Origin of the sequence: Exiguobacterium aurantiacum (assembly GCF_001766415.1) — a bacterium.
Lineage (GTDB): Bacteria > Bacillota > Bacilli > Exiguobacteriales > Exiguobacteriaceae > Exiguobacterium > Exiguobacterium aurantiacum_A.
The window spans coordinates 834,334-847,515 of sequence record NZ_MKXO01000001.1; the positions used below are offsets into that span (position 1 = coordinate 834,334).

General features: G+C 50.6%; 13 protein-coding genes. 2 read left to right on the plus strand and 11 right to left on the minus strand.

Annotated features, from left to right (window positions below; genetic code table 11):
* Positions 1-202: 202 nt before the first annotated feature.
* Genes pepF through cls form a run of 3 tightly spaced genes read right to left on the minus strand, consistent with a single transcriptional unit; the run spans position 203 to position 4,608 of the window.
* Entirely contained in the window at positions 203-2,005 is a 1,803-nt protein-coding gene (gene pepF, locus BJU60_RS04295; protein WP_070327627.1) for an oligoendopeptidase F, read from the minus strand.
* 17 nt (positions 2,006-2,022) lie between these two features.
* Entirely contained in the window at positions 2,023-3,084 is a 1,062-nt protein-coding gene (locus tag BJU60_RS04300; protein ID WP_070327628.1) for a competence protein CoiA, read from the minus strand.
* Between the two features lie 12 nt (positions 3,085-3,096).
* Entirely contained in the window at positions 3,097-4,608 is a 1,512-nt protein-coding gene (gene cls, locus BJU60_RS04305) for a cardiolipin synthase (RefSeq protein WP_070327629.1), read from the minus strand.
* A gap of 83 nt (positions 4,609-4,691) precedes the next feature.
* On the opposite strand from cls, the gene BJU60_RS04310 reads away from it, so the two are divergent.
* Positions 4,692-5,417, plus strand: coding sequence for an SDR family NAD(P)-dependent oxidoreductase (locus tag BJU60_RS04310; protein WP_070327630.1), 726 nt, complete (start codon positions 4,692-4,694; stop codon positions 5,415-5,417).
* A gap of 65 nt (positions 5,418-5,482) precedes the next feature.
* Here the strand turns inward: BJU60_RS04310 and BJU60_RS04315 are convergent, their stop codons facing one another.
* The 4 genes from BJU60_RS04315 to BJU60_RS15210 all read right to left on the minus strand — a co-directional run bounded on the left by BJU60_RS04315 (position 5,483) and on the right by BJU60_RS15210 (position 8,332).
* The gene (locus tag BJU60_RS04315; protein WP_070327631.1) at positions 5,483-6,718 is read right to left on the minus strand and encodes a DUF2254 domain-containing protein; all 1,236 of its coding nucleotides are present in this window, start codon (positions 6,716-6,718) and stop codon (positions 5,483-5,485) included.
* A 69-nt stretch (positions 6,719-6,787) separates the two neighbouring features.
* Positions 6,788-7,444 (minus strand): adaptor protein MecA, encoded by a 657-nt coding sequence (mecA, locus tag BJU60_RS04320; protein ID WP_070327632.1) that lies wholly within the window; start codon positions 7,442-7,444, stop codon positions 6,788-6,790.
* Positions 7,445-7,619: 175 nt separating this feature from the next.
* Positions 7,620-8,018: a transcriptional regulator SpxA gene (spxA, locus tag BJU60_RS04325; RefSeq protein ID WP_015881217.1), complete on the minus strand. Its 399-nt coding sequence runs from the start codon at positions 8,016-8,018 to the stop codon at positions 7,620-7,622.
* A 176-nt stretch (positions 8,019-8,194) separates the two neighbouring features.
* Entirely contained in the window at positions 8,195-8,332 is a 138-nt protein-coding gene (locus BJU60_RS15210) for a hypothetical protein (protein WP_167331259.1), read from the minus strand.
* A 223-nt stretch (positions 8,333-8,555) separates the two neighbouring features.
* On the opposite strand from BJU60_RS15210, the gene BJU60_RS04330 reads away from it, so the two are divergent.
* Positions 8,556-9,086: an HD domain-containing protein gene (locus BJU60_RS04330; RefSeq protein ID WP_070327633.1), complete on the plus strand. Its 531-nt coding sequence runs from the start codon at positions 8,556-8,558 to the stop codon at positions 9,084-9,086.
* An 80-nt stretch (positions 9,087-9,166) separates the two neighbouring features.
* On the opposite strand, the gene BJU60_RS04335 is transcribed toward BJU60_RS04330, so the two are convergent.
* From BJU60_RS04335 to opp3b, 4 genes are read right to left on the minus strand one after another with little or no spacing between them, the layout of a single operon-like run.
* Complete coding sequence (locus BJU60_RS04335) at positions 9,167-10,117, minus strand: ABC transporter ATP-binding protein (protein ID WP_070327634.1); 951 nt, start codon at positions 10,115-10,117, stop codon at positions 9,167-9,169.
* Positions 10,117-11,190 (minus strand): ABC transporter ATP-binding protein, encoded by a 1,074-nt coding sequence (locus BJU60_RS04340; protein ID WP_070327635.1) that lies wholly within the window; start codon positions 11,188-11,190, stop codon positions 10,117-10,119. The genes BJU60_RS04335 and BJU60_RS04340 overlap by 1 nt, the downstream gene beginning before the upstream one ends.
* A gap of 23 nt (positions 11,191-11,213) precedes the next feature.
* Entirely contained in the window at positions 11,214-12,239 is a 1,026-nt protein-coding gene (opp3C, locus tag BJU60_RS04345) for an oligopeptide ABC transporter permease (protein ID WP_070327636.1), read from the minus strand.
* Positions 12,239-13,165, minus strand: a complete 927-nt coding sequence (gene opp3b, locus BJU60_RS04350; protein ID WP_070327637.1) for an oligopeptide ABC transporter permease — start codon at positions 13,163-13,165, stop codon at positions 12,239-12,241. Before opp3b ends, opp3C begins: the two co-directional genes overlap by 1 nt.
* Positions 13,166-13,182 lie beyond the last annotated feature (17 nt).

Genomic DNA, 13,182 nt, shown 5'->3' on the forward strand with positions numbered 1-13,182 from the left:
CCGGGGAGCCGTGGGTTTTTGACGTCTCAAGCGGGGACAAGAGACGCCGATCTTAACACCCGGGGAAGGTGTCAAGACGGGAGAAAGTTTACGGTCAATAAAGGGGTTTGTGATTGATTTCACACTTATAATATAACCATAGGCTCGCCTGTTGACAAGCACTTTGTTCATATTGTCACATAATGTTCACGCGCATGCACGCTTACGAAAACAGGAGTGATTCCATCTCATCGAGGACGGATTCAAACTGATCGAGCGCCGCTAACACAGGTGCTTTCGTCGTCATGTCAACGCCAGCCGCCTTCAACACCTCGATCGGGTAATCGCTCGACCCGGCTTTTAAGAACTTATCGATATAACGTTTAACGGCAGGCGCGCCTTCGTCCATGATTTGTTGCGACAACGCCGCTGACGCCGAAATTCCTGTCGCATACTGATATACATAGTAGTTGTAGTAGAAGTGCGGGATACGGGCCCACTCGAACGCGATCTCTTCGTCGATGACGATGTCGTCGCCGAAGTAACGCTTGTTCAACTCAAGATACGTCTCGTTCAAGTATTCTGGTGTGAGCGAGATGCCATCTTGGGCCGCTTGATGGATCTTATGTTCGAACTCGGCGAACATCGTCTGACGGAACAGCGTCCCCCGGAACGTCTCGAGTTGATTGTTGAGCAAGTAAAGACGCTCGGCTTTGTCCGTCCGTGTCTTCAACAAATAGTCGTTCAAGAGCGCCTCATTCGTCGTCGAGGCGACTTCTGCCACGAAAATCGAATAGTCCCCATACGGGTACGGTTGCGTGGCACGCGTGTAGTGACTGTGTACCGAATGACCGAACTCGTGGGCGAGTGTGAACAAGTTGTTCACGTTGTCTTGCCAGTTCATCAAGATAAACGGTTGCGTGTCGTACGCGCCAGACGAATAGGCACCGCTACGTTTGCCGCGAGTCTCCCGGACGTCGACCCAACGTGAGTCGAGACCGTCTTTGACGATTTGGACGTACTCGTCTCCGAGTGGAGCCAGACCTTGGACCATGAGCTCTTTCGCTTCTTCATAAGGCACTTTCATCTCGACGTCTTTGACGAGTGGCGTGTACAGGTCATACATGTGCACCTCGTCTACACCGAGCGCTCGTTTACGAAGCGCGACATAACGGTGCAACAGATCGAGCCGTTCATTCACCGCTTCAACGAGTCCATCGTATACCGATTCAGGAATCGAGTTGTTGTGGAGTGCCGATTGACGCGCACTCTCAAACTTGCGCACCGTCGCATAAAAGTTGTCCTTCTTCACGCTCCCAGACAGAGTTGACGCGAACGTGTTCAAGTATTGTTTGTACGTCCCATACATCGCTTTGAAAGCCGTCTCACGCACGCTGCGGTCTGCCGACTCTAAAAACGTAATGTAACGTCCGTGCGTCAGTTCGACTTCTTCTCCTTGCTCATTCTTTACTTTAGGGAATTTCAAATCGGCGTTGTTGAGCATGCCGAACGTCGAGCTCGATTGCCCGAGCACGTCGCCGGCTTGGGCGAGGATCGCTTCTTCCGCTTCCGTCAAGACGTGGGGCCGCTCTTGCGCCAACTCATCGAACGCATGACGGTAGACGGTCAACCCTTCGTGGCCGCCCATGAACGCTGTGATCTCACTTTCGTCGATGGCGAGCAGTTCTGGTGTCATGAAGGCGAGTTGAGCCGAAATTTGAGCGGCGAGTGACCCGGCACGGTCGTTCAGCGCCTGATAATGGCTGTTGGCCGTATCTTCGTCATAGCGCATATGGGCGTATGTATACAGCTTATGCAGTTGACGCGAGATCTCGTCACGGAGCTGCAGCGCCGCGTAAAGTGTCTCGGCCGATTCCCCGAGTTTCCCTTTGAATTCAACGAGTTCAGGGATTCGGGCTTTGAGTGTCTCAAAGTCTTGCTCCCACGCTTTGTCGTCTGCATAGATGGTTTCTAAGTTCCACGTCTCCTCGACGGGTACTTGTTGTCGTGTTAGTACTTCTGACATATGTCCACTTCCTTTTCTCAGTTTATATACGATTTCGCCATGAATCGCTGAAACCCTTGAAACAAACGAATATCGTCACGAAGTGCTGCTTCGAGCGTGACCGGGACTTGCCAGTCGATGACATACTCTGACAAGCCGAATACGTTCAAGAGTTGTCTCCATTGTAACTGAAACGAAGAAACAAAGTCGCTTGTCGGGGTCGCGTTGAACTGGCGGCATGTCTTCTCGATGCTCCAAGCGAGCGAATCCTTGGGCGCTTCCCGTCGATTTAAATACAAGACCGTTTGAAATTCGAACGGATGAACATGAACACCCCACAGCGCCGGGAGCGGCAAATAACAGACCGTCGGCAACAGTGACGGTAACATGCCGAGCGGATAGAGACGATTCAAGATCAGCCGTCTGTAGAGCGGTGTCGGATAAGGCGGCGCCATACGCTTACGCCGCACGAGTTGAATCCATCGGTGCGCATCAAATCGATAAAAAGGTTCGAACGGCGAGACGTCGAAAGATGTCACGGGCACCCACGTGCCTTGTGCCCGTCTGAGCGAGATCGGACACCCGACGAACCGGTACAACGCGTTCTTGACCGGAACGATCAGCGTACGTCGCCGTGCGATCTCACACCTCATCCACGGTGAGAAGGACGGCACCGGTTCAAGACGCAATCCGCTCGCGATCCAGATGACGGCAAGACCGTTTCGCTCATAGTGTCTCGTCCGTTCTACGTAAGAATCGACTGCTAACGGTGAGGCCTGTATTTCGACGACGAACGACGCCTCCGCTTTTGTCGCGACCAAGTCAGCCCGTCTCCCGTTCAGATCCACTTCTTGCTCGACATCATATCCGCCCGCCTGCAGCCATTGTCTGACGCCCCATTTATCGGTTCGGTGACCAGCCGACTCTCCGCGCCCACACGTTTGAACGTGGGAAAAATGGAGCCGTCGTTTCGCTCCTCGTTTTACAATGACCCGTTCTCCGCACTGTGGACATGAAAAAGGGGCAGCCGGTTCGATTTGCCTCCGACTCAACGTATGGGCATCGACGTACTCCCCTGTCTGATCGATTGCGAATCGCATCCCGCTTCCCCCTCATAATAATGGTGAAAACATTCGTGCCAAAGATTCAACGAGTTTGATGAAATAAGATCGTTCTGCGAACGCGCCCAACTCCAACTCATGAGACCCTTCAAAATCTTTGTAGATGTCTTGCTTGAGTTGATGAACCGAGTTCGTGTTGTACAGTAGTGCGTTCACTTCAAAATTGAGATGAAAACTGCGGAAGTCCATGTTCGCCGTCCCGATCGTCGCCAGGCCGTCATCGATGACGATGACTTTCGAGTGCATGAATCCTTCCTCGTACAAATAAATCTTGACGCCAGAGCTGAGCAACTCCTCATAATAAGATCGGCTCGCATAGAAGACGATTTTATGGTCCGGGAAGCTCGGTAAGACGATGCGGACGTCGATCCCCGACAAAGAAGCTGTCTTCAACGCACTCATAATATCCTCGTCAGGAATCAAGTACGGTGACGAGATGTACACCGATTTTTTGGCGGCATTGATAAGTGCGAAATAAATCGACTTCATCGTCTCGTACGGCTCGTCCGGTCCGCTGGCGACGATTTGGACACCGCCGCTCGCGCTCCGCACCGTCTCGAGCGGCTCTAGGTAGAACGGCGTGAACAAGCGCTCACCCGTCATATAGTACCAGTCTTGTAGGAAGATCAGCTGCAGTTCCGATACCCCTTCCCCTCTGACGTAGAGATGCGTGTCACGCCAAAATCCGAACTTCGTATGCTCTCCTAAATACTCGTCCCCGACGTTCAAACCGCCTGTGAACGCTTCGGTCCCGTCGATGACGACAATTTTCCGGTGGTTCCGGTAGTTCGTCTTGCTCGAGACGAGCGGTAAGACGACGGGAAAGAACGCCTGGACGTGAACACCAGCTTGTCGCATCTCTTCGAAAAAAGAACTGCTCGTATGGATCGATCCGACCGCATCGTACAAAAACCGGACCTCGACCCCTGACCGCGCTTTTTCAATCAAAATACGTTGAATTTCCCGAGAAATACGATCTTCCCGGAAAATGTAATACTCGAGGTGAATGTGACGCGTCGCCCCGTTCAAGGCTGGCAATAGTTTCGAAAACTTTTCTTTTCCGTTCGTGAGGATTTGTGTATACGTGTTCGACGAGACGGGTAATTGATTCAATGAAGACGTTAAGTGGAGCAACTTCTCGTAATCATCGTGCGGAAACATGAGCGATGGCGAGAGTGTCATCGCTTTTTGACGATAAGCGAGATACGTTTCTTCATCCAACATCGCCTTCTCATTGAACATGCGTCTCCGCCGATAGTTTTGACCGAAGACGAAGTATGCGAATAAACCGACAACCGGAAATCCGAGCATGACGATTGCCCAGATGAGCGTTCGTTGCGGATTACGGTTCTCGAGCAAGATGACGAGCAGGATGCTAAACGTCGTCAGAAAGACGAGGATCGTGAACAGCCCAATCACTTGCGAGCTCCAGTAATAAGATAATACGGCAATGAGCCCTGCGAGCAAAAGAAGGGATAATAGTACTTGTATGCGTCGCAACATATTATAAGCTGACCCCGTTTCTGTCATGTATTATCATTAATTATACATCGGAACGATATCTTTTTGAGGGGAGTGGAGAAAATATGGGGACTTTTCTAGTGACGGGGGCGACGAGTGGCATCGGTCGTGCGGTCGCCTTACGGTTAACGGAAGAAGGACACGACGTCTTAGGCGTCGGACGTGATGAGACGAGAGGTGCGGCACTCGAACTCGAATCGGATAACACGATCACGTTCCTGAAATGTGATTTATCTCAAGCTGATGAGGTCGAGGCGCTCATGGATCGCCTCGTGGCCGATCAAGTCGTCCTGCACGGAGTATTCAATAACGCCGCGACGTTCGGTCGTCCCGGTACGCCTGAACGGTTGCCGGCCTCTGCTTTTGACGAAGTGTTCGAACTGAACGTGTTGGCGACAAACCGCCTCATTCAACGCGCGATTCCGCTCCTCGCGACCGGTTCAAGCGTGGTCAACAACGCAGCGATCGTCGGACACGTCAAATTCCCGCCGATGCTCGGTCCATACGCCGCTTCGAAAGCGGCCGTCATCGCGTTGACGAAGACGTTCGCCCATCGGATGAAAGGAAAGATTCGTTTCAACGCCGTCTGTTTCGGACCGGTCGATACGCCGCTCAGCCATAAGCTGTACGGCGGCGAGGCAAAATTCAAAGACGCGATGAGCCATCATTTCCGTGGGAATGCCGCTTCACCGGAAGAAGTCGCACCGGTCGTCACGTTCTTATTGAGTGATGCGTCGAGCTATATTAACGGCCAAGCCATCACCATCGACGGTGGCTACAGCCTGTCTTGAACGCAAAAAGGGGTCGTCTACGAATTAGACGGCCCCCTTTTCACTTTTGTGCGAACAGCTGTATATTATGCCTTGATCTTCCTCGCTTGCATCATCTGGGTCGTCAAGAACGCCTTTTCGCGCGGATGTAAGTCGTCCCAGTTGATCACGTCTTCAATGTAATCGACGAACTCTTCAAACGTGTCGTGATGCGTTGGATGAGCGCGCAGGCGTCCGATTCGGATCGCCTCGAAAATCGACGCCATCACGAAAATGTCATGGCTCGCGTACGTCTTGATCGGCGCCAGCGCCTCGAACAACGTCGCTTCCATCGCTTTCCGTTTGATGTGCCAATCACTCTTGCCGTTTGAGAAGACGAAATCCCCTTCCGGAAGTTCACTCAATTCCCGTAAAATGTCCCCGATATAGTGAATCGCATGAATCGCCGTATTCGGGTCATTAATTCCCGGTGACACTCCTTTAAGGGCGATCTCACTCAATTTTTCGATGACGAACGCCGGGTCTTGAATCGATGAACGGATCTCGCCGATTTGAAACACGTCTTTGTCGAGAGCGTCATCCCCTAGCCAATATCCGAGAATATCTCCTTCCGCCACAAAGTCGCCGACCGCGACGACCGATTCGAAACTGATGTCGTGATCTTCTTGTTTCTCGCTCGAGAACAGTTGAACATAGCCGGTCCGTGAGGCGTACACCGCCTGCCCTGCTTCGAACGTATGGACCGATCGCTTCAGCACGATGCTCACCTTCCCATCTTCGACCGCTTGCTTCTGTTTTTCGATGACGGATAATGCCTCTCGATGTAAGGACGATAACAGGCGTTCAGCTTGAATCGAGACGCTGATCGTCTGAATGAACTTGACGAACGCCCAGATCGAACTGACGACCAATACGACGCTGACACCTGAGGCGAGGACGGCGTCCTCTTCTGATGTCCGAATGAGAAATAAATTCGTGATCCCGTACACGGTAGTCATGATGAAAATACCGAGCGTATGTTTCGAAGCCGAGTTTGTTAAAAAGTTGTTGATCGTACGGGGCGAGAATTGAGATGAATACGTCGTCAGCACGACTAAAATCGTCGAAAAACTGAACGTCATCATCGTCATGAGACTCGTGAACGACGACGAAAGGACGGAAGCCGCTGAATCCTGATCCAAATAAATGATTTCTGGCAACAGTTCGCGGAAAAAGCTACCGAAGTATTGCGTCAGAAACGTTAATACGATACCACCTGTCCCATACAAAAACGGGACGAACCACGTACTGTCTGACAACGTCAATTGTAAACGTTTGAGCATCAAGTCACCTCTTCAATATGTATAGATTAGTAAAAAAATCGCCTGTCCGCTTGAACAGGCGATTCGAGTTTAGAAATAGTGACGTACTTTCGAGAACACGTCGCCGTCGAGAATCGGTTTACCGTACTCCTCGAGCATAGCGAGGGTTTGCGTACTGAACGACAAATATTCGGCTAAAAGACTGAGGACGTTCTCTTCTTCTTCCGGCTCCATCTCGTCCGGGAAGTCGATCCACAAGTAGTAACGGTTTTCATAATGGAATAACTTGAGGGTGACGTTACTCAACGTATCACCGGCCCGTTTACTCAGAGCGATAATGGCCTCAAAGTCATCCGTATCCATAGCTAACGGGGCCCACGCCTCCGGTTCAACTTCGACTTCATCGAGTTCACTCAACTGGTCAAGGACAGACTGTTGATCACGTGCTTCGTCGATTGCGTTGCGCAAGAGCGAGCCGAGTTCTGCGTCGTCTTCTGTGTCGATCACATTTTTCGCGATCGTGACGGTCACTTCAAGTCCTTTTTCGAACGCTTGTACTTGTATCCATAGTGGACCATCAAACGAGATATCTTCCCGTTCGTGCGCTTCGTCCATCATCTGCCAGAACAGCTGCTCACCACGTTCTCGGTTGTACCAAATTTCATCCCGGGCGAATCCGCGTTTCTCGATATCGACATAAGTGATGAAAAACTTGACGGTATTGTCATTGATGCGCTCAATTTTCACGATTGTCCACTCCCTTCTGACCTCACTCCTACTTCTTAAGGAGGAGAGGGGAAATTGTCTTGTTATCATAGTACCCTTTTTTTGACCTGTCAATCTATTGATGATGGGGTGTGTACCACTATTTTATCGGAAAAACGAGATAATAAAAAGCACACTGCTTAGACAGTATGCTTCCTCACTCGTTGACGAGTCGTTGCGCTTCTTGAAGTTGGAACGTACGAACTTTGCGAGGCAAGAATCGACGAATCTCATCTTCGTTATATCCGACTTGAAGGCGTTTTTCATCAATCAAAATCGGACGGCGAAGGAGGCCCGGATATTCTTGAATCAAATCGTACAACTGCTGAAGCGAAAGTGCGTCGACCGATACATCGATTTTCGAGAAAACTTTTGAGCGGGTCGAGATGATCTCATCTGTGCCGTCTTCTGTCATGCGTAAAATCTGTTTAATCTCATTGAGTGAGAGTGGTTCTGAGAATATGTTTCGTTCTGTAAATGGGATATCATGCTCTTCGAGCCAAGCCCGTGCTTTTCGGCACGATGTACAGCTCGGAGACGTATAAAGTGTGACCATTTTCGTTCCTCCCTGATCAAATGTTCGTCCATTTTTTTAGTGACTCTTCTTGTATACCCAAAATCTCGTTCACGTAATTATAATAATTCTTATTTATAGAAACTTCAATGATATTCTTTCTCATCGGGGTAAGAAAAGAGGACGCATTCAGAAGAATGCGACCTTGATCGACCGTTCTACGAAGCTGGAATCCGAGAAACCGGTTGTGACACCGTTTCTTTCCCTGGCTTCACTTGCAAGTCTTTCAATTTCTTCTTGAGCACTTCTTTTAACAGTTTCTTTTTCTGTTGCAGTACTTTGTCACGCTCTTTCATGGTCTCTCACCCCCATGGACGAAAGGAAAAAACCAACCATTACTGTATCTGAAAATCTTAAAGTTGCACTAATCTATAGTTAAATTATAGCACATTCTATTGAAAAATGTTGAACAATCTCGTAAAAAATCATGATTTCACATGTTCCAAATTTGCATTTGCTTATCCATTCCCGTATAGTTAATAGAAATAATCTTTGAAATCACCAAGGAGGAGAGCACGAATGAGAATCACGTTAGAAACGATCATGCAGCATCACGTCACCCAGAAATACTTGACACGATCTGGATTAAAACATGCCGTTGACGTCTGTGAACGCGCTCTCGAATTGGCGACACGACGAGGGCTCGACACCGATCTAGCAACGAAGGCTGCACTGCTCCACGACATCGGTCATTACGAATGGTACACCGAAGGCAAGTGGAACTACGACTTGTATCGCCAAAACGATATCCACGCCATCAAAGGCGCGGAACGAGCACATAAACTGTTGATCCGGCTCGGAGAAGATCCGGCTCGGGCCAAGGAAATTTCCGTCATGATCCTGCTTCATACGGATTCTTACCTTCCGCCTAACCGCATCCAACGGACCCCGCTCCAACAGCTCGTCCATGACGCCGATACGTTCGTCGAACAGCCGGGCGGCCTCCACCACTACGAGACGATGGAGATTGAAGACGCGCTCGCTCGCGTCCGTTTAATCGATGCCGTCGTCGAGCGTCTCTCGAACTTGCCGCGCATCTCAAACGCCTAACACCGTCCGGGTCTCCCACGGTGTTTTCGTTTGAGCAAAAAAGCCCCAAAAATCCAATTGGATTTTTGGGGCTTTTCGTATTAGACGAGCTGGGCTTTATACGCCTCATATTCTGCGTCTGTGAGCGAAACATAGTGACCTGGTTCGACTTCGCGAAGCGCAGGGATGCTCGAATCTTCATCCGACCGTCCTACAGCACCAAGTGAGCCAGACTCGTAGACGATCCGCTTACGTGTCCGTTCATGTTCTGGATCCGGAAGCGGGATCGCAGACAAGAGCGATTTCGTATAAGCGTGAATCGGGTTCTCGTACAGGCGCTCTGCCGGTGCAAGCTCGACGAGGTGACCTTGGTACATAACGCCAATCCGGTCCGAGATATACTTGACCATCGACAAATCGTGGGCGATGAACAAGTACGTGAGATCACGATCACGTTGCAACTCTTTCATCAAGTTGACGACTTGAGCTTGGATCGACACGTCGAGTGCTGAGATCGGCTCATCGGCGATGATGAAGTCCGGTTCAACAGCGAGCGCCCGGGCAATCCCGATCCGCTGACGCTGTCCGCCTGAGAATTCGTGCGGGTAACGGCTCGCGTGCTCTTTCGTGAGGCCGACCGTCTCGAGAAGGTCGTACACACGGTTCATCCGGTCTTCATTCGTCTTGGCAAGGCCGTGGATATCGATGCCTTCAGCGATGATGTCAGCGACCGTCATCCGCGGGTTGAGCGACGCATACGGATCTTGGAAGATCATCTGCATAGCCCGGTTGAATTTCAACTTCTCAGCCTTATTCTTTTTCCCGTGGACGTTCTCACCTTTGAAAAGAACATCGCCGTCGGTTGCATCGTAAAGGCCGATGATCGTACGACCTGTCGTCGATTTACCGCAACCCGACTCTCCAACGAGACCGAGCACTTCACCTTTGTAAATATCGAACGAGATGCCGTCGACCGCTTTGACGACGCGGCCTCGGCCAATTTTAAAGTGCTGCTTCAGGTCTCGTACTTCTAATAATTTCTCACGTTCCATTATTCAGCACCACCTTTCAAAATCGATTTCGCGAACGCGCTGTCAGGACGATACTTGAGTGCGAGATCGCGGATCGCTTTCGGCGGCGTCACTTGCGGTGCTTGTGGGTGCAAGAGCCAGCTCGCTGCATAGTGTGTATCGCTAATTTGGAACATCGGCGGTTCTTTCTCGAAATCAATCTTCATCGCATACGGATTACGCGGTGCGAACGCGTCACCTTTCGGTGGGTCAAGCAAGTTAGGCGGCGTGCCCGGGATGGCCGGGAGCGCTTCGTTCGGATCATCGGTCGGACGCGGCATCGATCCGAGCAGTCCCCAAGCGTACGGGTGACGCGGCTCATAGAAGATCTCATCGACCGTTCCTCTTTCGACGATTTTACCGGCGTACATGACGGCGACACGGTCAGCCATGTTCGCGACGACACCAAGGTCGTGCGTGATGAAGATGATAGCCGTACCCGTTTTTTGCTGAATATCTTTCAATAATTCTAAAATCTGGGCTTGGATCGTCACGTCGAGTGCCGTCGTCGGCTCATCGGCAATCAACACTTTCGGGTTACATGCGAGCGCGATCGCGATGACGATCCGTTGACGCATACCACCTGAAAGTTGGTGCGGATATTGTTTAAGACGTGCCTCTGGGTTCGGAATCCCGACGAGTGTGAGCAATTCGAGCGTACGCTTCTTCGCATCTTCACCCGTCAATCCTTGGTGTTGCTTCAATCCTTCGGCAATCTGTTTGAAGATTGTCATCGTTGGGTTGAGTGACGTCATTGGATCTTGGAAGATCATCGCGATGTCGCGCCCGCGGATTTTCAACATTTCTTTTTCTGACAACTTCGCCAAGTCTTTTCCTTCGAACAAAATTTCTCCGTTCGTGATCTCACCTGGCGGGTTCGGAATGAGACGCATGATCGCTTTCGATGTGACGGATTTACCAGAACCCGATTCACCAACGATTGCGAGCGTCTCGCCTTTTTTCAAATCAAACGATACGTTGCGGACGGCTTGTACCGTTCCGGCATACGTATGGAACGAGACCGCTAAGTCTCGGACAGATAAAATCGTTTCCATGCACGAGTCCCCCTCTGTTTAAATTATTTACGCATTTTCGGGTCGAACGCATCACGCAAGCCATCGGCGAGCAAGTTGAAGCTGACCATGAGCAAGACGATGATGATTGACGGGATGACGAGCAAGTACGGGAACGTCCGTAGCTCTTTGTATCCGTCGTTGATCAACGTACCAAGTGACGCTTGTGGCGGTTGAAGTCCGATCCCGATGAAGCTGAGGAACGCCTCGAAGAAGATGGCAGATGGAATCGTGAACATGAGTGTGATGATGATCGCACCGAGCGTGTTCGGGATCAAGTGTTTGAAAATCAAACGGTTACTTGAAGCACCGAGCGTACGGGCAGCCAACACAAACTCTTGGTTTTTCAGTTTCAAAATCTGACCGCGGACGAGTCGACTCATCCCGATCCAGCCGGTGATGGCCATCGCCAAGATAATGGTGAAGACACCTGGGTCAAAGATCAAGATGAACAAGATGATCAAGATCAAGTTAGGAACGCCAGTCAAAATCTCGACGATCCGTTGCATGATGTTGTCAATGCGGCCACCGAAGTAAGCCGAGACGCCGCCGTAAGCGACACCGATGACCGTATCGATGATTGCGGCCATCAAACCGATGAAGAGCGAGATACGAGTCCCTTCCCAAACGCGCGACCAAAGATCACGCCCGAGGTAATCGGTACCGAACCAGAAGTTCTCTTCGACGTTTTTCTGTTCATAGAAGTTGATGTCACGCCCACCGAGGTTGGCCATGCCGTCAAATCCGGCCCACTCAAGTCCTGTGACTTTAGGCGGTAGTTTCGCTTGTGAGATATTTTGTTCATAGGCGTCACGGGCTGAAAGCATCGGACCGAACAACGCGAGCAACACTAAAATTAAAATGATAGACAACGAGAAGATGGCCGCTTTGTTTTTCTTGAGACGAAGCCATGCATCTTGCCAGAAGTTCAAACTTTTCCCGGCAATTCGTTCACCGAGCTGTTCGTTCATCTCGACACGTTGGAACATGTCTTGGTCGAACTGCTCGAAATCTTTTTTATTTTCAATCATCAGTTATCCCCCCCAAGACGAATACGTGGGTCAACGACTCCGTAGAGCAAGTCAACAAGTAAAATAATTACAATGAACAGAGCCGAGAAGAAGAGCGTCGTACCCATGATGACCGAATAATCATTCAACGTAATCGACGTTACAAACAATTCACCAAGTCCAGGAACAGCAAAGATTTTCTCGATAACGAACGTACCTGTGAGTAGCGCAGCCGTCATCGGTCCAAGGATTGTGATTGCTGGAATCATCGCGTTACGCACCATATGTTTCCACACGATTGCATTCCCGGTTAATCCTTTCGCTTTCGCGAGCGTGACATAGTCTTGTCCGGTCACTTCTAGCATCTCGGTCCGTACGAAACGGGCGATCGACGCGGTGACCCCGAGCGACAACGAGATGGTCGGAAGGATCGTATGCGCCGGCGAGTCCCAGAACGCGACAGGCAATACGCCCCATTTTACCCCAACGTAGTATTGAAGGAGGGCCGCAAAGACGAACGACGGGACAGAGATCCCGATTACCGACACGAACATTGAACCATAATCGATGTACGTGTTATGGCGAATCGCTGCAACGATCCCGAGCAATAGTCCTGTCAGCGTACCAAGCACTAGTGCCTGAATACCTAACTGGGCCGATGGTCCGATTCGTTCCATGATCAACTCCGTCACTGGCCGGTTGGCCGTACGGAACGATACGCCGAGGTCTCCTTGGACAAGGTTCCCTAAGTAAGTCGCATAACGAACTGGAAGTGGATCATTGAGTCCGTAACGATCGTTCAAGATCTGAATTTGCGTGTCCGTCAATTTTTCCTGGTTCTGATACGGTGAACCTGGAAGCAGGTCCATCAGGAAAAATGTGAACGTCGCAATCAAGAAGAACGTGATGAGGCCGTAAACCAGCCGCTGAAGAATATAACGTCCCATAATAAAAACCCCCTGTT